This is a genomic window from Photobacterium sp. DNB22_13_2 (assembly GCF_052873915.1).
Genome location: NZ_JBNNXU010000005.1, coordinates 106,345 through 132,160 on the forward strand (window position 1 = coordinate 106,345; position 25,816 = coordinate 132,160).

Consider the following 25,816-nt stretch of genomic DNA (forward strand, 5'->3'; position numbering starts at 1 on the left):
ACAAAGCCGCTGAGCTGTAGGAACAGAATGATTCGATCTAATTGCGAACGTAGGCCTTGATAGTGGCAATTTCCTGACCTTCGCTTTCGCCATATGGACGGATGACATACTCGTCAACCGAGGCAGGAATAACGAAGGTTTCTGCGTAATGCACCACATAAGGTTCAAAGGCATCCGTCGGGCTCTCGACAATCGCCGCACGACCCTCGATCAGATTTAGTACGTTGACGTTACCACCGGTCTGATGGGTCACGCCTTTCGTGAACCAATGTCGGCGGGTTTCGATAAACTCACGCTCGTGCAAACCGGTGCGCTCTTCGCGCCACCCATCCCCCTCGGCAATGAAATCGACCCGGTTGACTAGGTTCTTTTCGGTCCAGTCAGTATCGCGATCCCACTGAATCACTTCTTTACCGTGATCCAGATGTACTGGACGTGGTTGGCCATCCATGCCTAAGCGTTCCCAATCCCACAGCTTAAAGGTAAAGATATACGGCGTAGCACTGATTTCCAGCACCATTGCATTGGTCCCCGAACAGTGGATGGTGCCGGCAGGGATCAGGAAGTGATCATGCTTCTTGGCGGGGAATTTATTGATGAAACGTTCGTCATCGAAGGGCTTTTCGCCACGCTGGGCGGCCTGAAGGTCAGCCATCATGACATCAGGGTCAACATCATTTTTCACCCCGAGATATACAGTGGCATCATCACCCGCATCAAGCATGTAATAGCTCTCGTCCTGGGTATAATGCATTCCAAATTCCTGCTGGATGTATTCCGTCAGTGGGTGTACCTGCAGGCTGAGGTTCTGTCCTTGCATCGTATCGAGGAAGTCAAAACGGATCGGGAATTCGGCCCCGAAGCGGGCGTGTACTTCTTCACCCAGAAGAGCCTGAGGCTGGAGCATGACCAAATCCTGTGATGGGATTTCAACGCGGATTCCATCGACCATCAGATAAAGGCTATTCTCTTCCGGCACACAGTCAAAACACCATGCGTAGTTTGGCTTGTCAGGATCAAGATCACAGACTTCCTTCATCCACTGGCCGCCCCATACTCCCGGGTCAAAAAACGGGACTAGACGGAAAGGCTGGCTGGTCGCCAGCTCAAGACCGGTACGAAAAGCATCACCGCTGATTAATTTCGGGCTATCGACAACATTGGTATCCAGCAAGAAGTCAGTGCGCTTGAGCAATGGGGTCTTGTAGCGATCAAACACCCGCCACTCAATGAAGAAAGCACGCTTGTAACGGCGTAATACATCTTCATCGGTATTATCCACCCCCCAGTTACCCACCTCGCCACGGCGATAACGTTGTTGAATTTCCCATCGTGCCAAATCGGCATAAACATGGACATCACCATCATGGATCAGTGATGCGCCGGGGCCGTAGACCACCACTAGCTTCGACTGATTTTCATGTACAGAGCGCTTCAGATCACAAACTTGTTCATCATCGAAAAACTCGGTCAGTTTATGCGGTGCAATCACGCCAAACACCCGATCATCGGTCACGTGACGCTCAATCATGGCGAAAATCGTCTCTTCCGGATATTTGGCTTGTTCAGAGCACAACAGCGAAGCATTAGGGAACGCCGCAATCAATGCCTGCTCCAAATCCTTCAGATTCACGCCTGGATAACAGTCGACCACCAGCACGGTCTTGTCCTTGGCCAGAGCATGAATCTTGCTATCAACGGCATCAAACAGATTCTCCCACCCCTGCCAGCTATGCCCGGCAAAACCCGTGACATCGACATGGGGAAATTTGTCGTAGTTTGCTTTTTGATTATTCAAATAGCTCATGATTGCACCTCATCAATTCGTTGAGGTGAAGATATATCGTTTAACCAGGTCTCATCAATCTGGTTAATATGTTTAACCACTCAGTTATGGTTTAAACGATTAACCTTGCTGAACTGACGTGATATCAATCACAAAAAGCCTGCTTTTCAACCATTACCATTAGATTAAACGATTAACCTAGGTTCAAATTATTCATGGCTACCATTGTAGATGTCGCCAAACACTGTGGTGTTTCAACCGCCACCGTGTCTATGGTATTGAGAGATAAAGGCAGAATTTCCGACAAGACTCGCCAGCGAGTGCTTCAGGCTATCGACGAGCTGGGCTATGTCTACAACCAAACAGCTGCCAATTTGCGTAACCAGCACAGTAATCAGATAGGCCTGCTGCTCAATGACATCACCAACCCCTTCTACAGCGAAATGACGGCAGGGCTAAGCCAAGAGATGGAAGACAATGATCTGATGCTGTTTCTGGCCAACAGCGAAGATACGGTTGCGCGTCAAAAGAAATTCATCGAGTCGTTGCTGAGCCAAAAAGCAGGCGGCCTTATTCTGTGCCCGGCAAAAGGTACCGATAAGCAGTTTCTTGCCACCCTCAAGCGACGCCAATTACCGGTGATTTTAGCGGTTCGTGATATAGAAGGAGCCGATTACGACTACGTCGGTACCGATAACTTCTATGGCGGCCAACTGGTCACGCAACATTTGCTGGACCTCGGTCATCGCTATATTGCTTTTATCGGCGGTGATCAAAGCTCAAAAAACCGCGCTAGCCGGATGGGGGGCTACATGAGCAAACTACTCGAACACCAAATCACCCCAAAGATTGGCTGGATGGCCACCTGCCCAGCTACCCGCAACGGCGGCGCCGAGGCAATGGAAAATCTGCTGGAACATCATCCGGAAATCACCGCCGTGGTGTGTTACCACGATATCGTTGCCTTCGGTGCAATCCGAACCTTGCGCCAACACCAGCTAGAGCCGGGCAAGGACATCGCCATCACCGGGTTTGATGACGTACCGGAAGCCGCTGACACCTATCCAGCCCTAACAACGATTTCGGTCTCGGCCAGAGAAATCGGGCGCCGAGCTGGCGAGGCCCTGCTTGATCGTATCCGCGGCAATACAGAGCCCCCTAAACGGATCATTATTCCGCCCAAGTTGATGATCCGCCAATCTTGTGGAATCAGTGATCCTCATAAAATCAGCGATTAATAACACGGAACAATGATCAAGTGGAGATCCAATAAACACCTTGATCATTGTTCCACAGGCTGGAATTGTGCCTTGATCATATTGCTTTAATATTACTATGGCTGCGCCAGATTAGACTTGAACAGCGGTTCCACTTAAAATTGAACTAGCGTTCACAAATTAGATTGGAAACAGATCATGGCGAACCATGCAAAATTTGACCGTCAGCAAGTCATCGACAAAGCCACTAACCTTTACTGGGAAAAAGGATTTCATGCCACCTCGATGCGCAACCTGCAAGACGTGATAGATATGCGCCCGGGCAGCATCTATGCCGCCTTTGGCAGTAAAGAAGGGCTATTCAAAGAAGCCTTGCAACGCTATACCGAGCTTGGTGTCGCCCAGTTAGCGGCATGCCGCGCAGAGAGCACATCGCCAATCGATGCCCTAAAACTGTTTATGAAGCAGCTGGTGATCAATACTCAGAGCGAGGCGCCGAATGGCATGTGCATGCTAGCCAAAACCGTGGCTGAACTTACCGATGAACATGCCGAACTGCTACAAGAAGCGAAGGACTCATTTCGCAAGATGGAAGGGGAATTCGAAAAGCTGATCACCGAAGCTCAAGAGTTGGGTGAGGTAGGCAAAGACAAAAATCCGCAACAACTGGCCCGCCATGTCCAGGTTCAGATTTCAGGGCTTCGCACCTATGCTCGTGCCAATGGTGACGATGCACCGCTTGAACAGATGGTCGAAGATGTGTTTCGTCATTATCCGTTTTAAGCCAGCCAAAACCCCAATGCTAGAGAGTCAGCTGTGGTTGGATGAAATCAATAAAGGCTGAAATCCGCCTTGCGACAGACGATGATTTATAGAATACGGCGTTGACCTGCTCGCGCCCCGTATTCACTAATTTTTCTGACTCCAGCAATGAAACCAGCCTCCCCTCTTCCAGATCCTTATTCACCATAAAGCCTGACAGGCACGATATCCCATTGCCTGCTAGTACCAACTGACGCACCGTCTCACCATTACTTGAAATCAACGTCGGCGAAATGGCATCCAGCCCTTTGAGTGGCCAGCGGTTGAGAACTTTGGCCCCGGCAAAGCCGATCAATTCATGCTGCTGGAGTTGACTCACCAAGTTGGGGATCCCACGTCGTGCAAGGTATTCTGGCGAGGCAACGATATACAACGGGCTTCTGCCCAAAGGGCGGGCGTGCAAGGTCGAATCATCCAACTTACCGATGCGGATCGCCACATCGGTGCGCTTTTCCAGCAAATCAACAAAGCCTTCATTCGAGGTCAGCTCCAATTCGATTTCCGGGTAAGCCGCTTTAAATGGCTGGATCAACGGGACGAGTTGATGAAACACAAATGGGCTGGCAGCATCGACCCGCAAACGCCCTTTCGGCAACTCACCGCGCTGCATAATGTCTTCCTCGGCCTGCTGGATATGCTGCAGGCCGACTCTCACAGCTTCAATAAACTGGCGCCCTTCATCGGTCAGCTCAACCCGCCGAGTCGTCCGGTTGAGGATAGATACCCCCAGCTGCTTCTCGACCTTGCTGACTGCCCGTGAAACCCGGGCAACCTGAATATCAAGGGCCTCGGCAGCCGCAGAGAAGCCGCCGCTATCGACCACCGTCAGTAAAATTTCCAGATCATCCGATCGCGTCAGCATTATTCATCCCGCTTTAGATTCTATTTTTTCATTTATAGCAAAAATCATTTGTAAAGGGTGCTGTTTTTCACAATAGATTTTTTATTAATAATGCCTGCCAACAGAGAGTCACCGCCAGCACCTCTCGCTGTATCGATAGATGTTTGACGGGTTTATTTACTCAATTATTCAGAGATAAAGATTATGCCTTTAGCACTACTGGCATTGACGCTAAGCGCCTTTGCTATCGGAACCACCGAATTTGTTATTGTTGGATTGATCCCAACCATGGCAGCCGACCTCAATGTTTCCTTACCTTCAGCCGGTTTGCTCGTCAGTTTATATGCCCTTGGTGTTGCTGTTGGCGCGCCGGTACTGACGGCCCTGACAGGTAAGTGGAACCGAAAGGTTGTACTACTGTCGGTGATGAGCCTGTTTGTTGCTGGTAACCTGTTGGCATGGCAAGCACCCGGCTATAACACCTTGGTCTTGGCCCGTATTCTGACCGGCTTGGCACACGGGGTATTCTTCTCCATTGGTACAACCATCGCGACCGGTTTAGTATCCAAAGAAAAAGCTGCCAGCGCTATTGCGATTATGTTTACCGGCCTGACCGTCGCTTTAGTCACCGGTGTACCGCTAGGTACCTATATCGGCCAGACATTTGGCTGGCAGGCCACTTTCTTGATTGTTGCACTTCTTGGCCTAGTCGCCTTGATTGGCAGCGCTATCTTGGTTCCGGGCAACTTGAAGCAGCCACCAGCCGCCAAGTTGTCATCGCAGCTCAAGGTTCTGGCCCAACCACGTTTACTCTTGGTTTACGCCATCACCGCACTGGGCTACGGCGGTACCTTCACCGCATTTACCTATCTGGCACCTATCTTGGAAGATGTGTCGGGTTTCAACTCCGGTGCTATCGGCCTTATCATGCTGGTATACGGTGTCTCTGTCGCTATCGGTAATATCTGGGGCGGTAAAATGGCCGACAAAATGGGGCCAATCAAAGCGCTGACCATTATTTTCAGTGGTTTGGCTGCAACCCTGTTGGTATTCAATGTCACCGCCTATAACTCGATTGCGGCGGTAGCGACTATCTTGGTGTGGGGTGCCTTCGCTTTCGGTAACGTACCGGGCCTGCAGGTCTATGTGGTAAAACTGGCAGAGAAAGTCAGCCCGGATACGGTCGACGTTGCCTCTGGCCTTAACATTGCAGCCTTCAACATCGGTATCGCACTGGGTTCATGGGGTGGCGGCCACATCGTTGCCAACGCCGGCTTAATGCATACCCCTTGGGTTGGTGCCGTCATCGTTATCGTTGCCTTGCTACTGACTCGCCTTAGCGGCCGGTTGGATAACAAAGCCACTACCAATGAATCTAAGAGCAACAAAGTAGAATCCAATACCACGCAAGCAGTATAGCGACGAAGCGACCCTACAATTAGTTGACTCAAAAAGATAGGCCAGTAGCTATTGCTACTGGCCTGATTTTAATCCTACATATCAATTCACAGCAGAGATCTATGGCAATACCATCTACTGGTTAACTTGCACCCGTTTTTTACCTAATTGAATCGCTTCCATCAGCTCAATACGGGCCTCCTCTTCACTAATACTGCTTTCACGCAGCTCGACCTCCATCAACAAAAAAGAGGTCTTGTTGTTTTTATTATCCTGAACACCTTTTTCGACAACATCGAGGTTGGTATAGACACGCTCTAATACACACGCGCCTATCGCTGCAGTTCCTGCCGGTAGCTGTTGGCTAGAAACTAGCTTTGCCGCCGCAGCGGTCCCTTCGGGGATTTCAACTTCTTGTGGATTGAAGCCCGTTTTCCATGCATTGATTTGTTTCAACGCCGCTGGGTGCGAGGCTATCGTGCTGATGCTGATGTCTTTCGCTATATCGTGATGGTTCATCAGGACACACATTTCGATAGGGGTCGAAATAAAAGCTTTTGCTTCTATTAATCGGTATTGCTGGAATGCCTCAACGGATGCTTGTACTAACCGGCCGTCAATAGTGCTATTTTCGACCGCACTAAATGCGAGCGCATCATTGTCTACTGCTTGCTTGAATGTATTTGTTGGCGTGCCGGCAAAAACAACTTCTGCCGTTAAATCAGGCTGCTTTTCAAATAGCTTAACGATTGCAGCATCGTTAAAGCTCCCTTTCGATGCTTGAGCAAAAATTTGTTCATTTGCAATTGTCGCATTTGAAATAAAAAGCGTGGCTGCCGTTATAGCAATACCCAGTGGTCTGAACATCCGTAATTCCTTTACAGTTTATTGAGAATGATCTTTTAGTATGACAATTTCACCGATTAATTTTTATTAACCCTATCACTAATTACGGTCTGAACAGTGGGTATTGGCACAGCAATTAGAAGTTAAGGTACAGAAAAATTTCCCCAGAAAATAACAGCCTGACAGTAATATGTTAGGCAGTATCCTCTTGAAAATGGCCTCCCCTTCTTTGTTTCCAACCAAAATCACATCCGGCTACCCAAGGCAGCAATCAGCAATTTTGCAGCAGCTTTTAACTAGTTTATTCCCCCGTAACCGCCAATATATTGAGTAATCAGTATATATCTGCCGGCGATGTATCGATTTCATCCACATTAATCAGGGGAAAAATAATGCTTACGGGTTACTGGTCCATTGATGCTTTTATTATCGCGATGGTGCTGTTATGCGTCATTGTCGCCGTAATTTTTGGTCATTTTGAGTGGACGGGTAAAGGCAGCTTAACCTCACCTAGCCGTAACCATGGCCCCAAGGAGTGAACATGAATACTAAGATGTTAGGATATAGCACCATGATCGTCTCAGCGACGCTAATGGGCTTTGTCGGCTTATTTGCCCGAAACATCAATACAAGTGGTGACGTCATTGCTTTTACCCGGATGACGGTTGGTGCTATTTGTATCCTGGCCATTTTGCTATACCAACGAAAGGTACCACTGCTTTCTAAAACCAAACTGACCCCGAGCGTTATCGCCAGTGGGGCAAGCTTAGGTCTATGCCTAGCAGCCTATGTATCAGCGACTCAATACACCACGTTGGCCAATGCCGTCTTCTTGATCTATTCAGGCCCCGTTTTCTCGACCATCCTGGCCGCCATCTTTCTTAAAGAACGAATATCTCGGCTCACAGCCATGCTGTTGACTGCCGTGTTCATCGGCTGTCTCTTTGTCATTGGCATAATTAGCTATGACAGCCAAACCGGATTGATGATCACCCTCTCCTTCTCCCGTGAAACGTTTCTTGGCGACATGCTCGGCCTTGCGTCTGGCGTTGGCTATGGTCTTTATCTGTTCCTCAGTCGTTACCGCTCTGATGTCAGTTCTGATGTCCGTTCGTTCTTCAACTTCCTGTTCGGTGCCGTCGCCATTGGTATCTACTTCCTGATCAGCCCGCCATCTTTAGCAGAGATGGATAGCTCCTCCTGGGTCTGGTTAATTGCGATGGGTTTCTTTATTGGCTTTGGTGCCCTGTCACTGCTCACTATTGCTGCTAAGCACCTGAAAGCCGCAGAGCTGGCCTGTGTTTCTTACCTCGAAACCGTGGTCGGTGCCGGTATTGGGATCTTACTGTTTAGTGAATCACTGACTTCGCTCCAAGCCATCGGCGGGATCTTAGTCATAGGGGGAGGAATGGGTGAGGTCGTCATAGGTATGAGCAAAAAAAGACAGCTTCTCAAACAAGCACAATTAGAACACTAGGAGGCGGAAATGAATGCCTGGCTAAACTGGAGTCTTTTGTTCATCACCGTCATTGTGATGGCCGGGCTCGCACTCTACAGTGATAAAATTGTCCGCACGGGAAACGGTGAGGGGGGCTTCCTGTTAGCCTCCAATACCCTTGGCCCCTTTGTGGGCGCAGCAACAATTGTTGCAACTGGCTTCTCTGGCTGGGGATTCATGGGGTCCCCAGGTGTGGCCTATAAATATGGTGCTATTGAATTGCTGGGTAATTTTTTCTTTGCCCCAGCGATGGTCTTAGCCGTTTTGTTCTGCGCTCGCTTTTTGCATCAACGGGCAAGCAAGATTGGAAGTTTGACCATCCCTGAGTACGTGGCCACCAGCCATGAAGGGCCCGAGCCGATCAAGCGACTAACACAAGGGATCACAGCTGTCATTACAGTCATGCTACTGCTCGTTTTCCTTGTTGGTCAGATCAAAGCACTCGGTTTATTAGCAGGACAATGGCTCGGGATCGATGTTACCACCGCATCATTACTCATGGTGGCCATCATTATCCTCTACACCTCAATAGGCGGGCTCGCTGCCGTGGCTTTCACCGATTGCTTCATGGTCATCGGTATGTGTGTCTCGGCTCTGATAATTGTTATTACCATTTTCGCTGACTTGTCACCCAGCCAACTGCTTGAGGGACTCAATGCAATAGATCCAAGCTTGCTCGCTCCCAAGGACTCTGGCCCCTACGGCACGTCAGTCTGGCATGTCTTTTTGGTTCTGCCTTATGCGTTCATCTACAGTGCTACACTGCCCTATATGTCTGTCCGTTTTATGGCGCTAGCCAAAACAACGAAGTTGCATCATGTGGCAGCCTATATGACACCTATCGCTTGCCTGTTGAGCCTAGTTCCCCTCGCAGGGCTATATGTCAGAATAAAGGTGCCCCATTTAGCCGTTGCAGATGAAGCAATGCCAACATTCTTGATGATGTTTCTATCACCAACAGTATCAGCTTTTGTCACCCTCTTTATCTTATTTGCAATGAAATCTACCGCCAATTCGGTCCTGCACGCGATTGCGAGTGCCGTCTCCCATGATCTACGCCAAGCCATTTGGCCTGACTGCGCTCTTAACCAACGCCAACTCTTGCGTCTCAACCGACTTGCAGTCGTTGTTCTGGGGTCGACCGGCTTTATATTGATGATCGTGGCACCACCTTTTATGTTATCTATGCTAGCTATTCTTGGCTCTGGTACTTTGATGGCCGCGCTGGTGGCACCAACCCTGTTTGCCCACTTCATCAAAGCCAATATTTATGCCGCACTTACCTCAATACTGGTTGGCTTTGGTTCGGGTTGTTTTTTGTTTTGGAAATTCAGCTTAGGTTGGGTGGAAGCTCCGCTTTATGCTTCATTGCTTGCCTGCGGCAGCTACTGGTTTGTTGCTCTCGTTTCTCAGCGCCATCACCAAGCCCATATTCTCCGGCTACGGTAGGCATACTGACAGGGGAATACGCGTAATTGCGATTCCCCTTCTTATTCACATAACTTGTTCAAGAAACTGTTTTGTAACCTGACCAGCAACCGAACGAGACGTATCGACCCCCTTTCTCATATCTAAATGTTTAGCCCGGTATTCTCGCGGTGTCGCTTTGAGTAACCCCTTAAACTTAGAGTTAAAATTAGATAAAGATGAAAAACCCACCTCCGCTCCGATATGAGCAATACTCCAGTCTGTCGTCACTAAATAGCGCGCAGCTTGCCTCACCCGCTGCTCAATTAAATACTGCCGGAAAGTAATTCCCATATTTGCGTGGAAAAAACGCGAAAAGGTACTGTCGGCCATATGAAGTTGATCGGCTACTTTGGCGACTGATATTGGCTCACCAAGATGTTGGTCTATATACGTTAAAGCCATATGAACCCGGTCTTCTGTCCGTTTAGTATTTGAAAGCTCAACACAATTATTTATTAAACAGCATTGTGGTTCTTTGGCTGATAAATAATTCAATAGCCCAAGCAAATTTAATACTTGGACAAAGTCGAAAGTGTTTTCCATGGGGTCAATATATTTTTTGATCCCTTCACTATTAGGATCATCAAACAACAGCCCGCTTCGGGAATCATCCAACATTTGTTTTATTGCATGGAACTGGACACTATCAACAAATGTCTGCCCTAATGCATTTAACCTAAAGTGCAAAACATCACAATCCGCCGAACCTTGGACCACAGATGATAACAAAGACAACCGAAAGGGGTTAAAGGGCGCTAATAATACCAGTTGCCCCACTTTAAGCCGGTATTGGGTGGAGGCCAAATGCAAGGTGCACCCAGCCGTTCGTGGTGCGACAAGAATATAGTCAGCCCCAAATATCATATGTTTGGTTTCGTTAACTTTCTGTAGGTCAAACATCAGAAATTTCGGGGTATTGGCAATAACACGTGGACACATAGCCTTCACCTCCCACAATAGAAGCTGTTATCTATACCACCGATTAAATAAATCTCCAGAGCATACTCACTAAATCGTGATATACACCTAACCAATAATTACATCTAAAAAGATTCATAAAACAAGCAATAAAACCAATACATACTCAGCCAAAAACGTACATTTGAAAAACTATTCTATTTTCATGAAATATATTTCACGCTATTTAAAGCAGCAGAAAAACACCAGTTTCAGGCACTATTTGGCTATTAGAAAATACCGATTATCGCAAAATAGGACTCATTGGATAGCAAGAATTGTTATTCAACCTAACAGTATAATTCCGTTTATTTTGTGGAGTGTTTGTCATGAGTATTTCCAATGATCTATACCCTAATGCCTCTCAACCGCTAGAAAGAAAAGAGTCTGGTGTACCCTATATCCGCGAAGGTCTACATGTAGAATCCTACAATGATTTTGACCCACTCCGTCATGTCATCGTTGGCATTGCTGATAACCAGCACATTCCAGAAGCTTGCCCAGCCAGCAATGAAAAAATCCCAGCAGACTCGCCAATGAGAGGGAGTAAAGCCGGCCGTAGAACTCAGGAAAGTATCGATCGCGCTAACGAATGCCTAAATGGTTTTGCTAAAACCTTAGAAGATCGAGGGATCATCGTTGACCGTCCAGGAGCCGTTGATTGGCACCAGCAAATTACGACCCCAGACTTTAGCATTAGCTCAGGTTTCGGTTGTATGCCTCCACGCGACTGCCTACTGACTATGGGTAAAAGCATGCTGATGGCACCAATGAGTTTCAGAAGCCGCTATTTCGAGTACTTGGCTTATGTCGACCTATTGCGCGAGTACTTTGAATCAGATCCCAACTGCTTGATTGAACAAGCACCTCGTCCGCGCCTTGCCGATGAGAGCTTCCGCATGGATTACGTTGCCGCTTATGAATATTTATCCGATGAAGAAACCATGGCACGCTCCCTTCGCAAGGAATACAGCACGAAAGAAACGGATATCTTATTCGATGCAGCGGATGTCATGCGATTAGGCAAAGATATTTTTATCCAGCACGGCCTAACGACCAACCTCGCAGGGATCCATTGGCTAAAACGTAAATACGAACCACAAGGATACCGTATCCACACCCTTAGCTTTGAGGACAACCACCCTATACACATCGATGCGACGTTCTGCCCATTGCGTCCTGGGCTGATGCTGCTCAACCCACACCGCCCACTATTTAAAGGTCAGCGTGATATCTTTGAGAAGAATGGCTGGGAAATTGTTGAAGCGGTAGCCCCTGCATGGGATAACCCACCACCACTGTGTTATTCAAGCACCTGGCTATCAATGAATACCTTGATCCTTGACCACAAGACGGTTTGTGTCGAAGCCTCAGAACATCCACAAATGGAGCAGTTTGATAAGCTTGGCTTCGAGGTCGTTCCTGTTGACCTGCGTGATGCTTACGCCTTTGGTGGTGGCTTACACTGTGCAACTGCCGATGTATGGCGTGAAGGCACCTGCGAAGATTACTTCAGCAACCAGTTCTTCGGGGCGCACAGTCTCGAATTTTGGGAATACTAAGTATCAACTGATCTCATACAGCTGAAAACGAAAAAGCCTGACGCTGCTGCGTCAGGCTTTTCCTTTATCAGGACGGGTAACCGCAATCAAATGCTACCCACATCATCAATGCAAGAAGGTACTGCCTTCACTGGCACTGGTAGCGGTCAAGTCACCGGCCGGGTTGATCAGGTGCGGGAGGATTTTCGGCAGATTCAATTCAATGTCTTGGTCTTCAACAGGATTAATGTTGATGTGGTACCAACCCAACAAACCCAATACAGCATAGCCAATCGCATCATCACTGTCGCGATGCTCAATGATGATTTGCAAGAAGCGTAAAATCGTCTTGTCTTTGGTTTTAGCCTGCTCGAAGGTTTCGTTATAAATGGCTACTGACTCTTCAGTCAGTCCTGCAAATTCAGTTTCGATTGCGACTTTAAATGAGCCGCCATCAACAGAAATTTTCATATCAATATCACCAGATTAAGTCTTGTTGTGATTCCTGTCGTGATAGTAGCGAAAAGGCGGGAAATTGTCGTATCAGACACATCAAATTCAGCATTAATTCGCACTTTTATTGATGTATTCGATGCCTTTTCTACATTGTAGCGTACTTCACCTATCTTCCATCTGCCGTGCCAGTTGCCGCGACACATGTTCGGGGCTGTGGGTGTGACGAGCCAGCAAACGATACATCACCGGGATCACTATCAAGGTAAACAGGGTGGCCACTGTGATGCCACACAGCACTACAATACCGATAACAATGCGGTTTTCAGCCCCTGCACCGGTCGCCATAATTAGTGGGATAGCCCCTGCGATAGTGGTTATTGCGGTCATCAAGATCGGACGCAAACGTTCAGAGGCTGCTTCAAGCAAAGCCTCATCAAACGTCATCCCCTGATCACGCAGCTGGTTGGCAAATTCGACAATCAGGATCCCGTTCTTGGCCGACAAACCAATGAGCATGATAAGGCCAATCTGGGAGTAGATATTGAGGGTTTGGTCAGTGAAGTACAGCCCAAGCAAAGCCCCCATTGTTGCCAACGGCACAGTAAGCATAATGACCAAAGGGTGGATATAGCTTTCAAATTGCGCGGCAAGCACCAGAAAAACCACCACCAGTGCCAAGGCAAAGATAAACACAATCGACGTACTGGAGTCTTGATAGTCTTTGGACGCACCTTTGTAATTGACCACCGCATCAGCAGGTAGCAACTCATCAACCAAGCCATTGAGGTAACCCAACGCCTCGCCCAAGGTATAACCATCGGCCAAATTAGCTTCGAGGGTGATCGCCCGAACCCGATTGTAGCGATTAAGCTGCGGTGCACCGGCATATTCATCGACTCGGATCAGGCTCGATAGCGGAACCAATGCCTCGGCCTGCTCAGCCCTAACATACAAGTTTGCCAAATCGGCGGCGGTATTTTGCCGTTCGCGCTGGCCTTCGATGACCACATCGTATTCTTCGCCACGCCATGTATAAGTCGTTACCTGACGGGAGCCGAGCATAGATTCAAGCGTCTGACCTATCGTCTTTAACGACACTCCGAGATCGCCGGCCCTATCACGATCGACCACGATCCTAAGCTGAGGTTTGGTTTCTTTGTAATCATGATCCAATCCAACAATCTTGGGATTACTGGCCGCCGCATCAAGCAAGAGATCCCGCCATTGAGCCAGCTCTTCATAGCTGCCGCCACCCAGCACGAACTGCACAGGTTTACCGACTCCACGACCGAACGGCTGACGCATAACCGGAAAAGCGGTGATCCCTGCCAAGTCACCCAACCGCCTACGAATATCACCAATAATCGCTCCGGCAGGGCGGCGCTCGGCCCAATCTTCCAGCACCACAATCGCAAAACCATTGGAAAAGTCGGCAATCCGCCCCCATCCACGCGGTGCACGGATCAGCAAGCGCTTGATCTCGCCAGCTTCCACCAGTGGCATCAGGCGATGCTCGACCTCGTTCATATAAGGCTGGATAAAATCAAAGCTTGCCCCCTGAGGTCCATTGATAATGATAAACATCGCGCCCCTGTCCTCTCGCGGGGCAAACTCAGAGGGAAGGCGCTGCTGCAACCACCCACAAGTAACCAACACCAGCACCAAAACCACAATAACTCTGCGCGGGCGTTCTATCGCATGGGTTAGCATACCTTTGTAGCTCGCTGTCAGCGCGGCCATTGCACGACCACTGAGCCTAACCAAGCCGCTTTCCTTATCAACCGGCTGCATCAGTTTCGAAGCCATCATAGGGCTCAGCGTCAACGCCACCAAGGATGACAGTATTACCGCGGCACTGATAGCAATGGAGAACTCACGGAATAATTTGCCCAGATCCCCTTCAAGAAAGCCAATTGGCAGGAAGACCGCCACCAGCACCACGGTGGTGGCAATTATGGCAAAACTGACCTGTTTCGCACCAAGAAACGCCGCTTTGAGCGGTGGCTCACCAGTACTGATACGTCGGTGGATATTCTCCAGCATCACAATCGCATCATCGACCACAATACCGATAGCCAAGATCAGTGCCAGCAAGGTCAATAGATTTAGGGTAAAACCCAAGGCATAGAGCACCGTAAAGGCACCGATCAGCGAGACCGGCAAGGTCAAGGCGGGGATCAACATGGCACGGACACTACCAAGGAAAAGGTAAATCACCACCACCACCAGCCCGAGGGCGATCAACAGGGTTTTGTAGACCTCGTCAATCGAGGCCTGGATGAACACCGAGGAATCATAGGAGCGCTTGATTTCCATTCCTGGTGGCAAGGTAGGATTGAGCCTATCGACCAAACTATTGGCCGCTTTGGCCACATCCAAGGTGTTGGCCTTTGACTGGCGGGTGATCCCTATTCCTATCATATCCTGCGTATTTCCGCGGAAAGTGATCCGCTCTTCTTCGGCAGCTAATTCGACCTTGGCTACATCGCCAAGCCTTATCAAATAACCATCATCGCCAGTGCCAACCACCAAGCGAACAAAATCTTCAGGAGCAACAAAGCTGCGCTGGGTACGCACCGTAAATTGGCGACTCTCCGACTCCACCGAGCCTGCGGGCAATTCGATATTATCATCGCGCAGCGCATCTTCGATATCGGTAACCGTCAGCTCCCTAGCCGCTAATTTCTGCCGGTCGATCCAGATCCTCAAGGCGTAGGATTTGCCGCCGCCAAGGCGGATCCCCGCTACCCCATCGAGCACCGAGAATCGATCGACCAAATAGCGACGGGCATAATCCGTTAGCGCCAGCGTGTCCATTCTGTCCGAGACCAAGTTAAGCCACATGATCACTTCCGAGCCAGCGGCAGCCTTCTGTACTTCAGGCGGATCGGATTCATCGGGTAAGTTATTGAGAATACCTGCAATGCGGTCACGGACGTCGTTAGCCGCGGCATCGATGTCACGGCCAATGGAAAATTCCAAGGTCACACTAGAGCGACCATCCCGACTCGTGGAACTGATAGAGCGGATCCCTTCGAGTCCTGCGATCCTATCTTCAACCAGCTGAGTGATCCGCGTTTCGACAATGGCCGCCGACGCGCCCCGATAGCTGGTGGATATCGTCACCACCGGCGGGTCGATATCGGGATACTCTCGCAGCGGCAGCCGCTCGAACGCGACCAAGCCAAAGACCACCAGCAAGAGGCTGATCACCGAGCCCAACACCGGACGGGTGACAGAAATATCTGACAGCCACATCAGTCAGCCTCCTTGAAGGTAAATCGCTCCTGCTCGCGGATCTCCACTTTTTGCCCCGGCCTCACCCGCTGAATTCCTCGGGTGATCACCCGTTCACCTTCCTCGATGCCGACCAGCACTTCAGCCTCACCCCGGCGCCGAAAGCCCAGTTCTACCTCTCGCTGCTCGACAGTGCCATCTTCACTCACTACAAACAAAAAGTGCTGCTGCTGGCGAGAAACCAAGGCTTCTTCCGGCACCACCAATCCTTGGTGTTCGCCGACAATCAAAGACAGGGTCATCAGCATGCCGGGGCGTAACCGTAAATCACGGTTGGCAATATCAGCCCTTACCACCATTGCACGGGTCTGCGGGTTGATCCGGCTACCAATACTGGCAACCTGACCACGAAATATCTCATCGGGATATGCCGCGGCGCTGGCCTCGATCACCGCACCTTGGGCTATCAGACCGAGAAAGGCCTCGGGAATAGAGAAATCGAGTTTTACCGTGGCAATATCATCAAGGGTGGTGATCACTACACCCGGTGTCACCAATGCCCCAGGGCTGATCTGCCGAAACCCCAATACACCGGAAAACGGCGCATGAATATACCTCGCCGCCAATTCGGCCTCAATCTGGGCCAGCACCGCCTTGGCCACTTCGATATCGGTATAAATGGCATCCAGCTCAGAGCGAGCAATGGTATTGCGCTTGACCAGCCCTTCAATACGCTTGTATTCACGACGCTGCTCTTTGAGATTGGCTTTGGCTGCCCGTACTTTGGCTTGCTGCTCATCGGCATACAAAGTGATGAGTAACTGGCCGGCTGAAATGGACTGGCCATCCTCAAAAATGACTCGCTCAACTTTCTCGGTCACCTTGGCGGTAAGCACCACTGATTCGCGCGACTTTACGGTGCCCAGCGCCTCCACTTCACGCCGGACCACCTTTTTTTGCACCTCAGCCACCACCACCGTTGGCGTCGGCATTGAACGTACGGCGGACACACCAGCAGACAAGTATTCCTTGTAGGCAATACCCGCTACCAGCAAAATGAGGAGCAATAAACTGATCAGAGTCCCTTTCAAACGCACGCAGTATCCTTCTGAGGGGAATGGGAAAATTACAGCGATATAGTCAGTATAGAAAGGGAGAAGCAGGTGAGTGGTTTGTTACAGACAAAAAAAAGCGAGCCGGTCGATGGCTCGCAAAATAACTCATATATTGCATTTCGAGAGGGTGACTAGGTAAGCCCAGTATCCATACCAGTGAAAACCTAACTCATCGAAAGGGACAAAGGTTATATCCGTAAAGTATTTTGCCTCAGCCCCACGCCAAATTGTCAATAAAATGTCAGGAATAACAAAGCAATGATTGCCTATGAGGCTGTGGTTCCAATTTTCATGAAACCGCCAAGGGATCCCCTATCAAATCAGGAAGCAGCTTCCAACTAGCGAGATGCCAGCCGCAAAGAAACGCCGCTAAATGACTAATCGAATGTCGTGCCCAGTGATAGGTAAAAGGAATTTTGTCCCCCTTCAGCGATGCCATAAGCAAGGTATACCGGCCCTAACGGTGTATCCAATCCCAAGAACAAACTACCAGCCGTCAAGCTGGAGTCAAAATCAATATCCGACTGATCATCCCATACCCCGCCTTGCTCCAACGAGCCACCGATATATACAGGAATAGACACGGCACCGAAATTGTTGTCCAACAGTCGGTAGCTATACACCAGCGAACCAAACAACTTGTAACGGCCATTGAGCTCGTAGCGATGGTAGCCCGACAGATTGAACAACCCCCCTAGATCCTGCACATAAACCGGCAAGACATCATCGCCATCATAACCACCCGCTTGCATGGTCGCGATCAAGCTATGCCTGTCATAGCTAAACGGTTTAAGTAATTTCATTTGCGCGTAAAGACTGTCGCTCGATATCGTATCGTCATTGTTGAGCGAACTGCGGCTCGAGCCAAGCCCAACTTCGGTACGGACCATAAAGCCTTCGCGCGGGAAAAACATGCTGTCCAGATCATCATAGACAAATGACACATAGGGTCCATGGACCGAATAGTTCTGATTATTAGTGATATTGATTTCACTAACCTCCCCGACACCACCACGGTAACCCACCGCTAATGAACTCCATGGTTGCAGGTTCCACCCCAGCTCGGCATAGCCATTGAAAACACTGTATTCGGTTTCGACCACAGTGCCCGGATCACGGTCAATCATGCCTGCTTGCTCATCCGACAAAATAAACTCACGCACTTCGCGGTTCCAGTTGATACCGAATGAGGTATAGGAATTTTTTTGGTAATCAAGCGGAAAATAGAAACTGGTATCAATTTTCTTCCAGCTCCCCAGCAGCCATTCGAACTGCCACTCCCCCCCCTTATCAGTCAGGTTGGTATAGATATATTGGGTGCCGAAGGCAAAATCCGAGCGGTTGGCAAAGTCATCCTCAAAAGCAAACTTCAGGTTAAGGTAACCCGGTCCCCAGGATTTCTCACGGACATCCATTACCAAGGTACTAGCATCGTCCTGCTGCTCTATTTGATAGGTAACACGCTCGAAAATATCTTGCCGACTAAGCCTTTTTACCGCTTCGTCCATCTCTTCGTTAGTGATCACCCGACCAGCCTTGAGGTCCATTATTTCAAGCAGCGCCAAGTCAGAACGCTTAGTATGATTGTTCACCTCAATCTTATCGATATAGTAAGCAGGGCTGGCCAGTACTTGTGAACGACGGTCGAGTTTTGCACGCACATAGGCCTCGTAGTCTTGCTCTGGCAGTTGGTAGCGCTTGAGCTGCGGCAGTGCATCCAATGCTATCTTTCGACCGGCAACATAGGCCTGTTCCATTTTGTCAAAGTCAGGAGCCAACATGAAAGAGACATCTGGCTGGAGATAAACATCCCCCTCCCCCATCAACGCCATTTGCTGGTCAGAACTGGTATTGGTCATAAACGTGGTGAGCTGGCCGATAATATTGAATGCACTATTCAGATCTTGTTCACCAAACAGGGCATCGCGCAGATCAACCGCGATGATCACTTCGGCGCCCAGCGCCTGAGCCGAATCGATGGGCATATTGTTGACGATCCCGCCATCCACCAAGATTTTGTTGTCTATCCGCACCGGCTGAAGAGCACCTGGTACCGTCATCGAAGCCTGCATCGCCGTTGCCAAATGCCCACTTTCAAGCACTACGGGCTGGACATGAACGATGTCCGTTGCCACAGCTCGGTAAGGGATCGCCAAATCGTCAAAACTGTCGAGCGCGGGGAGATTGTCGGTCAGGCGACCTAGTAAAATAGCCATCCCCTGCCCTTGGAAGGCGCCAGGCTTAGATTGGTAGTTTCCTTGAAGATCTATACCGATGTCGGTATAGATTTGATAATTATCGTTTTGCTGCTTGCGTCGCAACTCCAGATCATTGCGACCCACACGATCGTCATAGCCGCTCTGCCAATCGGCAGCCATCGTTTTTTGCTGCACTTCCCGGGCAGACAGGCCCATGGCATACATGCCCCCCACATAGGCGCCCATGCTGGTGCCAGTGATCACATCAACCGGGATCCGATTTTCCTCCAGTACCGACAACACGCCAATGTGAGCAGCCCCCTTAGCTCCACCGCCGCTCAGTACCACACCTATTTGCGGGCGAGGCTCGGCCGCCACAACGCTGAAGGTTCCCGAGACCACCCCGACAACAACGAGCAACACCCCGCCCTGCCAACGCCGACATACTTTCCGCCACTCCATGACACATCCTATGAATTGGATTAATAGTAATACCAAACTCACCAATCTTCTGGCCTATCAGCGAGGATTAAAAGGGACAGATACAAGGCACTTGATTACAGGTCTATTCATATCCATCAAAATCATGTAACACAGTAGCTGCTCCTTTTAAACTCGCCCTTCGGGAGCCTCTCTGCCGCTCGATATCTACCCCAAATTGCTTTGATCTAGAGCGACTATATCTTCATCAATTTGGGTTGAACTCAAACGGCAGAGATGACTCTGATATGATCAGAATATTGCTGAGCTTGGTATAATATACCCAAGTTAGCTGAACAGCAGGCATAAAAAATCCGGTCTGCTCTTCACTGACCGGATTTTTTTATGATTCATGACGAGGACTTAGCTACCGCTGGCAATATCGCTCAGCGCATGCATTACCTGATCATTAACGTGCCCTTCATAAACCAGCTTACAGACTTTGCGCCTTACAGCCAGACCAGAAATAAGCCGTTCAATCGACAAATGGCCTTGGTCGTGCTGGCCATTGTATAACTCAATGGTTTTACTCAGGGTTTCGTAAGGAACGACATCCCCCCCCACCCGAAGCCAATCGAGCTTCTCCAGCAAGCTGTGGCACTCTTCACTGATTGAGGCAACAGAGTGTCCACTCATTGCCGATAACGCCGTTATACTGCGTTGCAGAGCTTCTGAGGAAGTATACTTGGACAAGGTAATGGTCAATTCATCCGCATTAATTTCAACCAAGTGTTTGCGAAGCTTCACGCGGCGCCCTAAACGTCCCTTCGGACGGCTTTCTTTGCGCTGGATCGGTTCAAATTCACCATCAATGATCTCGGAAAGCTGATCAAGCTCCTTCTTAGGCAAAATTTCATTGCGCAGCGGGTTAGGCATAGTCGGTGCCATGGTGCGCTTGCCTTCGTTGGTCGTTTTCGCCCGAGAGTAGCGGATCACTTCATCGACATCACAACGGATATCGATCTGGTAATCGCAATAACGCTTGCCTTCCTCGTGAGGTGTGATCGTCAAATGATAACCCCACAAGTTAACCGCAAAAACCTGATCGGTGATTTTATCTTCTGCCAGTTTGCTCAACTCGCGGATCAAGTCGGTTGAAAAACGGCGCCACTCAATGTTGCGGGCCAGTTTTTGGTTCAACTCACTCAGCATCATCGAGTCAGTGTAGCGGCGTGACATCCGGCTCCGGAAGAAAGAATACAGCTGGAACACTAAGGTATGCTGGCGCAGGATCTCTGGCGGGAACAGGAAGAAATAATCCCGGGTTAGTAGCTCATCGAAGAATGATGGCTCCCATACCAAGATATACAAATTCGGCTTGATCCTGATCTCACCGTCATCACCTTCCGTCGGTGCTTCTTCGGATGCTGTGATGGTTCGGGCCAGGAAACGGAAACGGTCACTCTTGAACCCTTCCGGCATATTTTCGCTCATCCAGCGGCCCGTCAATTCATGCAGCTGGAAATCTGTAAATTCAATGCGATCAATACTTTCGCGAATAGAGTCACGAGCCGGTCCACTGTCTTTCTTGCCCCTTAGAGCAAGAATATCTGTGATATATACCGGGGTTTTGTTACCCATGCTGCGTGATTGAATTTCATAATCGGCAATGTGGTGATCGTGGTATTGCACTGTCAGTGTGAACAAGGCAAACAAGGTCATCAGATCATCAACCGTCATGATCGACTTCGATGATCGTGTTTCAATGATTGCTTTGGTGCCACTGATCGCCACCATGGATTTTTGATAGCTCTTTTTGGTTCGGGGCGGAGCCAATGCCTGATCAATGATCCCCGCCCAGCTGGTGGGAGAGATCACAATCTGATCCGCTTCGTCCGGCATGCTTGGCGGTGTACCCAAGCCATGTTCGCTAAGCAATTGGCGGTTTACATGGTTTTGTGCCAGCGCCTTTGAACGTTTTTGTTTTTCTTTGGCTTTGGATTGTTCTGAATTCAAACTACCAGTACCAAGCTGTGAAATCAGCATGGCCGGGTTGATGAAATGATGCAACATGGTTTTGCCCGCAAGGCCTTCTTCAAATCGTACGGGTTGTTGTTTGAACAGACCGATATTAACCGCTGCCCTTAAGCGCTGCTGAATCGCCGCCCGAGTCAAGTGACCTTCTGTTGCTTCAACCAATTCTGTGGTCGATACCATACCATCATGAGTGGATAAGCCACGCAACGAAATCAAGTTGAGTAACTCGATAATGCTTTTGGTGACACCTTTGAAGTGTTGATATTGTGGAAGCCAGTCGATCAAGTTTGCTGGGATCGAGAACAAATGCCCATCTTTGTGGGATCGTGGAGCGAGGATCAATATCTTCTCAGGATTGTTGTTCTTTGATGAAAGCGCGGAGTTCATTTGTCATTAGCCGTAGATGCATCATTTTTCCGTGAAAGATTAATAGAAATATGACAAGAAAGAAAGATCTTTTATTGGCTTTTTTTAAACTGATCTTATTGTTTATTTTGATCTTACTGATTATATGATCTTATGATCTGGGCGTCTAAATGCTCGTAACCAATTGAAAATGAAGGAGATAAAAAACACCCAGATCGAAAGCATGATCATGAGGGCTCTGGAAGTATGATCAACGTTTGATGGAAACGATGATCATCAAGCGGCTGGAAATATGATCATCATCAATCTGCAAACATGATCAACGAGAGTAAGAAAGCATGATCATGGCAGACCCACAGGTTATCCACAGGTGGAATTGAACATCAGCCTTAAAATGGGTTCTTTCGGTATATCAGAGAAGCCCAAGTCTTCCATTTCACCCTTTTTGGCACCGGAAAGATGATCACGTAGGTGTCATTCAACATGATTTTAAGTGTTCTTTGGCCTGGTGCACCCTGTAGCGAAGAAATATTAACCATCGTTGATTTGACACTGCCCGTATTCTACATGAGATTTATCATGTGTCCGTAGCGGATGTATGATCAAGCCATTGTTCGTGCATTTCAATTTTAACCCCAAAGGCCAATTTACAACCTTTGAGGCGGCAAAAGAAGACTATTCATGTTTGCTAAGCCCTTATCAGACCTACATCTACCGTAATTTATCCGGTTATCTCCATGCTTTCGGGCGTCGTCGTTCTAAGAACGATTTACACCGTCAATCACTTGATCATTTTTCCGATCATACTTGCGTGCAGTATAGACTCTCGTGTGGCTGAATTTTCCCTTGATCATGCTTCGTGATCTTGTTGGAGATACAGGAACAATGATCAAGTCTATGTACATTCAAACTAGGTTGGATCAAGTGAGATTACTAATTTCATGCTGATCGTCGTGAATGTGTTCAGGCTGTATTTGGTTGATCATAATGAAATTGCACGATTTCATTATCATTTTTGACAATTTTCGTAGGTGGCTATTCAGAGTAGCGATTTGGTATGAAATTTAGTCAAAGTGACAGCGCCCGTAAACTAGCCACAAAAAGGCACGCTTCCGGAGGTATTGTCTCTAAATTGGATTTACATTGTAAAATAGTGACGCTGTAACACTTTAAATGTTTATCTCTTTCCAAGTTAATCACTCTTGTTTGTTCTCAGAATTCAACAGAAATACGTCTGTTTTTTGCTTTCTTTTACGCTTTATGCTGAGATAAATATCACATGTCTCTGTTCAGCTTTTTATTGTTTTGGTGTTTTTTTGTTGTACAATAAAGCAAAATGTTTCAAGGTGAATAAAGACAATGAACAGGGAACAAACCATAGACAATTTGCTCAATATCGCCGAGCAGACGAAGCAGGTCCAAGCTGACCGAATTGAGATCGTGTTGGAGGAGCGCCGGGAAGAAGCATTCCCTCCAATGTCGAAAGCATTGATGGAAAGTCGTTCGGGTCTTACCCGTCGCAAACTTGATGATGCAATTTCACGCATGGAAGCGAATGGCCATCAATTTACCAAAAATAATGCCAATCATTACTCTATCAGCTTGGAAGAAGCCCATCAGTTGATGGATGCGACAAAAAAGCCGGCTTTTTACGAGCGTGAAGGTGCCGGACGTAAACCATGGATTGTTAATGTCCAGAACCAGAAAGGTGGCACTGGCAAGTCGATGACTGCTGTACACCTGGCGGCATGCCTTGCTCTGGACTTGGACAAGCGCTACCGAATTTGTCTGATTGACCTTGATCCACAGGGATCGCTACGTTTGTTCCTTAACCCGCAGATCAGTGTTGGCGATCAGGAAACCATTTATTCAGCAGTTGATGTGATGTTGGAAAATGTGCCTGAAGGACAGGAAATTGATAAGGAATTCGTGATGGGTAATGTGGTAATGCCCACTCAGTACCCGAACTTAAAAACCATTGCTGCCTTCCCTGAAGATGCCATGTTTAATGCCGATGCATGGCAGGATCTGGCAGAAAACCAAGACTTAAACATTGTTCGCCTGCTTAAAGAAAAGGTTATCGATCCGATTGCTGATGAGTTTGATATCATCATGATCGATACGGGGCCGCACATTGATCCGTTGGTGTGGAATGCCATGTATGCTTCCAATGCCCTGATCATTCCTTGTGCGGCAAAGCGTCTCGACTGGGCTTCCACCGTTAACTTTTTCCAGCATTTACCTACAGTTTATGAGATGTTCCCGGAAGATTGGCACGGTTTGGAGTTTATCCGCCTGATGCCGACCATGTTCGAGGATGACAACAAGAAGCAGGTTTCGGTGCTTACTGAAATGAATTACCTGCTTCGTGAGCAAGTTATGATGGCAACGGTACCGCGAAGCCGTGCCTTCGAAACTTGTGCCGATACCTATAGCACTGTGTTCGACCTGACGGCGGCCGAATTTGAAGGGGGCAAAAAGACCCTTTCAACAGCGCAAGATGCGATCCAACGTGTTGGCCTAGAGTTAGAGCGTGTGATGCACTCTCACTGGGCTAACCTGAACCGGGAGTAAATAGTGGATGGCGATTAAAACCAAAGATCTTAATGCGCGCTTGTTCGGTAAAGCCGACAAACGACGCGCAACAACGCCAACAGAAGCCCAAACTGCGGCACGTGACAAAGCATCAGTGATTGAACTGGCCGTAGCTGGCGAGGAAACCGTTGCGTTTGAATTAATCAAAATCCAAGCCAACCAAGTTGCTGAGAAAACGCGTGTATTTGCTGAAAATGCCCGTGAACAAGCTTTCCTTAATGAGCATGCGCTGGCTGATATCCTAAACACGCTTAAAGAGCGTGGCCAGCAATATCCAGCGGTGGGTCGCTGGTTGGAAGATGGGCGGATTGAGGTGCTTGATGGCAGCCGTCGCCGCATGTCATGCATCTTGGCTGAGAAAGATTTCCTTATCTATGTAGGTAAGGGGATCAACGGAGAGCATGCCAAATTCCTTTCTGATGTCGCTAATGCGCATAAACCGCTGTCATTGTTTGAGCGTGGTAAGGAAATGCAGGCGCTGCTTGAAACCGGTAAAGTTGCCGATCAAAAAGAGCTCGCGAGGTATTGTCAGTGTAGCGAAGCCTTGGTTAGTGGGGCATTGAAGGCCGCATCATTGCCAATGGAATTGTTGATGGCATATCCGAGTGTTGGAGAACTTGGCCGACCGACGATTGTTAAGCTTCACCGCTTGTTCTTCGGCCTCAATAACGATCAGCAACAGACATTTGTTACCGAAATTTCTACCGGTGATGAAGCTATGTGGAAGTCGATCGATGCTGCTGGCATCACCCGCATTACCCGTGAAGTGACCAGTAAACTTGAGCAGATTGGTGAGACTCTTCAGCCCAAAGTCGAGATCGCGAAGCCTAAGCCACAGGAGTTGGTGAAGGGTAAAATCAGTTATTTGCGTGATGGCGATAAGCTTCAGCTTAAGCTGAAAAAATTGACCGAACGACAAGCTGATGAAATCCTCAACTACCTTGCCGATTATTTGAAATAGGTTTCCAGCTGATCTTCTATATTAAAACCACGCCATTGAGCGTGGTTTTTTTTCG

18 protein-coding genes are annotated in these 25,816 nt (G+C 48.6%); 9 read left to right on the plus strand and 9 right to left on the minus strand.

Annotation, left to right across the window (positions count from 1 at the left end; all coding sequences use genetic code 11):
- Positions 1–37: 37 nt before the first annotated feature.
- Entirely contained in the window at positions 38–1,807 is a 1,770-nt protein-coding gene (locus tag ACVA58_RS09705; RefSeq protein ID WP_446510243.1) for a class I mannose-6-phosphate isomerase, read from the minus strand.
- A gap of 194 nt (positions 1,808–2,001) precedes the next feature.
- Between ACVA58_RS09705 and ACVA58_RS09710 the strand changes: the two genes are divergently transcribed.
- Positions 2,002–3,024, plus strand: coding sequence for a LacI family DNA-binding transcriptional regulator (locus tag ACVA58_RS09710; protein ID WP_446510244.1), 1,023 nt, complete (start codon positions 2,002–2,004; stop codon positions 3,022–3,024).
- Between the two features lie 177 nt (positions 3,025–3,201).
- The gene (locus tag ACVA58_RS09715; RefSeq protein WP_446510245.1) at positions 3,202–3,786 is read left to right on the plus strand and encodes a TetR/AcrR family transcriptional regulator; all 585 of its coding nucleotides are present in this window, start codon (positions 3,202–3,204) and stop codon (positions 3,784–3,786) included.
- Positions 3,787–3,805: 19 nt separating this feature from the next.
- On the opposite strand, the gene ACVA58_RS09720 is transcribed toward ACVA58_RS09715, so the two are convergent.
- A complete protein-coding gene (locus tag ACVA58_RS09720; RefSeq protein WP_446510246.1) occupies positions 3,806–4,687 on the minus strand; it encodes a LysR family transcriptional regulator in 882 nt (293 codons plus the stop codon).
- A gap of 183 nt (positions 4,688–4,870) precedes the next feature.
- On the opposite strand from ACVA58_RS09720, the gene ACVA58_RS09725 reads away from it, so the two are divergent.
- Entirely contained in the window at positions 4,871–6,085 is a 1,215-nt protein-coding gene (locus ACVA58_RS09725) for an MFS transporter (RefSeq protein ID WP_446510247.1), read from the plus strand.
- Between the two features lie 114 nt (positions 6,086–6,199).
- Here the strand turns inward: ACVA58_RS09725 and ACVA58_RS09730 are convergent, their stop codons facing one another.
- Positions 6,200–6,931, minus strand: a complete 732-nt coding sequence (locus ACVA58_RS09730) for a prephenate dehydratase domain-containing protein (RefSeq protein WP_446510248.1) — start codon at positions 6,929–6,931, stop codon at positions 6,200–6,202.
- 371 nt (positions 6,932–7,302) lie between these two features.
- Between ACVA58_RS09730 and ACVA58_RS09735 the strand changes: the two genes are divergently transcribed.
- From ACVA58_RS09735 to ACVA58_RS09745, 3 genes are read left to right on the plus strand one after another with little or no spacing between them, the layout of a single operon-like run.
- A complete protein-coding gene (locus ACVA58_RS09735; RefSeq protein ID WP_446510249.1) occupies positions 7,303–7,449 on the plus strand; it encodes a hypothetical protein in 147 nt (48 codons plus the stop codon).
- Positions 7,450–7,451: 2 nt separating this feature from the next.
- Positions 7,452–8,387, plus strand: a complete 936-nt coding sequence (locus ACVA58_RS09740; protein ID WP_446510250.1) for a DMT family transporter — start codon at positions 7,452–7,454, stop codon at positions 8,385–8,387.
- 9 nt (positions 8,388–8,396) lie between these two features.
- Positions 8,397–9,857, plus strand: coding sequence for a sodium:solute symporter family protein (locus tag ACVA58_RS09745; protein ID WP_446510251.1), 1,461 nt, complete (start codon positions 8,397–8,399; stop codon positions 9,855–9,857).
- A 45-nt stretch (positions 9,858–9,902) separates the two neighbouring features.
- Here ACVA58_RS09745 and ACVA58_RS09750 read toward each other — a convergent pair whose 3' ends face one another.
- A complete protein-coding gene (locus ACVA58_RS09750; protein ID WP_446510252.1) occupies positions 9,903–10,817 on the minus strand; it encodes a helix-turn-helix transcriptional regulator in 915 nt (304 codons plus the stop codon).
- 347 nt (positions 10,818–11,164) lie between these two features.
- Here ACVA58_RS09750 and ACVA58_RS09755 point away from each other — a divergent pair, with 347 nt between their 5' ends.
- Positions 11,165–12,397: a serine/threonine protein kinase gene (locus ACVA58_RS09755; RefSeq protein WP_446510253.1), complete on the plus strand. Its 1,233-nt coding sequence runs from the start codon at positions 11,165–11,167 to the stop codon at positions 12,395–12,397.
- Positions 12,398–12,502: 105 nt separating this feature from the next.
- On the opposite strand, the gene ACVA58_RS09760 is transcribed toward ACVA58_RS09755, so the two are convergent.
- The 5 genes from ACVA58_RS09760 to ACVA58_RS09780 form a co-directional block, all read right to left on the minus strand.
- Positions 12,503–12,847, minus strand: a complete 345-nt coding sequence (locus ACVA58_RS09760; RefSeq protein WP_446510254.1) for a hypothetical protein — start codon at positions 12,845–12,847, stop codon at positions 12,503–12,505.
- A gap of 147 nt (positions 12,848–12,994) precedes the next feature.
- Positions 12,995–16,090, minus strand: a complete 3,096-nt coding sequence (locus tag ACVA58_RS09765; protein ID WP_446510255.1) for an efflux RND transporter permease subunit — start codon at positions 16,088–16,090, stop codon at positions 12,995–12,997.
- Positions 16,090–17,166: an efflux RND transporter periplasmic adaptor subunit gene (locus ACVA58_RS09770; RefSeq protein WP_446510256.1), complete on the minus strand. Its 1,077-nt coding sequence runs from the start codon at positions 17,164–17,166 to the stop codon at positions 16,090–16,092. The genes ACVA58_RS09765 and ACVA58_RS09770 overlap by 1 nt, the downstream gene beginning before the upstream one ends.
- Before the next feature lie 395 nt (positions 17,167–17,561).
- Positions 17,562–19,844, minus strand: coding sequence for a patatin-like phospholipase family protein (locus ACVA58_RS09775; RefSeq protein ID WP_446510257.1), 2,283 nt, complete (start codon positions 19,842–19,844; stop codon positions 17,562–17,564).
- A 381-nt stretch (positions 19,845–20,225) separates the two neighbouring features.
- Positions 20,226–22,226: a replication initiator protein RctB domain-containing protein gene (locus ACVA58_RS09780; protein ID WP_446510258.1), complete on the minus strand. Its 2,001-nt coding sequence runs from the start codon at positions 22,224–22,226 to the stop codon at positions 20,226–20,228.
- Positions 22,227–23,564: 1,338 nt separating this feature from the next.
- Here ACVA58_RS09780 and ACVA58_RS09785 point away from each other — a divergent pair.
- Both ACVA58_RS09785 and ACVA58_RS09790 read left to right on the plus strand, forming a co-directional pair.
- A complete protein-coding gene (locus tag ACVA58_RS09785) occupies positions 23,565–24,779 on the plus strand; it encodes an AAA family ATPase (RefSeq protein WP_428650332.1) in 1,215 nt (404 codons plus the stop codon).
- Positions 24,780–24,786: 7 nt separating this feature from the next.
- Positions 24,787–25,761 carry a ParB/RepB/Spo0J family partition protein gene (locus ACVA58_RS09790; RefSeq protein WP_446510259.1) on the plus strand — a complete coding sequence of 325 codons (975 nt, stop codon included), beginning with the start codon at positions 24,787–24,789 and terminating at the stop codon, positions 25,759–25,761.
- Positions 25,762–25,816 lie beyond the last annotated feature (55 nt).

Coding starts and splice junctions, on each gene's coding strand:
- ACVA58_RS09705 (WP_446510243.1), bottom strand. CDS start 1,807: ATGAGCTATTTGAATAATCAAAAAGCAAACTACGACAAATTTCCCCAT.
- ACVA58_RS09710 (WP_446510244.1), top strand. CDS start 2,002: ATGGCTACCATTGTAGATGTCGCCAAACACTGTGGTGTTTCAACCGCC.
- ACVA58_RS09715 (WP_446510245.1), top strand. CDS start 3,202: ATGGCGAACCATGCAAAATTTGACCGTCAGCAAGTCATCGACAAAGCC.
- ACVA58_RS09720 (WP_446510246.1), bottom strand. CDS start 4,687: ATGCTGACGCGATCGGATGATCTGGAAATTTTACTGACGGTGGTCGAT.
- ACVA58_RS09725 (WP_446510247.1), top strand. CDS start 4,871: ATGCCTTTAGCACTACTGGCATTGACGCTAAGCGCCTTTGCTATCGGA.
- ACVA58_RS09730 (WP_446510248.1), bottom strand. CDS start 6,931: ATGTTCAGACCACTGGGTATTGCTATAACGGCAGCCACGCTTTTTATT.
- ACVA58_RS09735 (WP_446510249.1), top strand. CDS start 7,303: ATGCTTACGGGTTACTGGTCCATTGATGCTTTTATTATCGCGATGGTG.
- ACVA58_RS09740 (WP_446510250.1), top strand. CDS start 7,452: ATGAATACTAAGATGTTAGGATATAGCACCATGATCGTCTCAGCGACG.
- ACVA58_RS09745 (WP_446510251.1), top strand. CDS start 8,397: ATGAATGCCTGGCTAAACTGGAGTCTTTTGTTCATCACCGTCATTGTG.
- ACVA58_RS09750 (WP_446510252.1), bottom strand. CDS start 10,817: ATGTGTCCACGTGTTATTGCCAATACCCCGAAATTTCTGATGTTTGAC.
- ACVA58_RS09755 (WP_446510253.1), top strand. CDS start 11,165: ATGAGTATTTCCAATGATCTATACCCTAATGCCTCTCAACCGCTAGAA.
- ACVA58_RS09760 (WP_446510254.1), bottom strand. CDS start 12,847: ATGAAAATTTCTGTTGATGGCGGCTCATTTAAAGTCGCAATCGAAACT.
- ACVA58_RS09765 (WP_446510255.1), bottom strand. CDS start 16,090: ATGTGGCTGTCAGATATTTCTGTCACCCGTCCGGTGTTGGGCTCGGTG.
- ACVA58_RS09775 (WP_446510257.1), bottom strand. CDS start 19,844: ATGGAGTGGCGGAAAGTATGTCGGCGTTGGCAGGGCGGGGTGTTGCTC.
- ACVA58_RS09780 (WP_446510258.1), bottom strand. CDS start 22,226: ATGAACTCCGCGCTTTCATCAAAGAACAACAATCCTGAGAAGATATTG.
- ACVA58_RS09785 (WP_428650332.1), top strand. CDS start 23,565: ATGAACAGGGAACAAACCATAGACAATTTGCTCAATATCGCCGAGCAG.
- ACVA58_RS09790 (WP_446510259.1), top strand. CDS start 24,787: ATGGCGATTAAAACCAAAGATCTTAATGCGCGCTTGTTCGGTAAAGCC.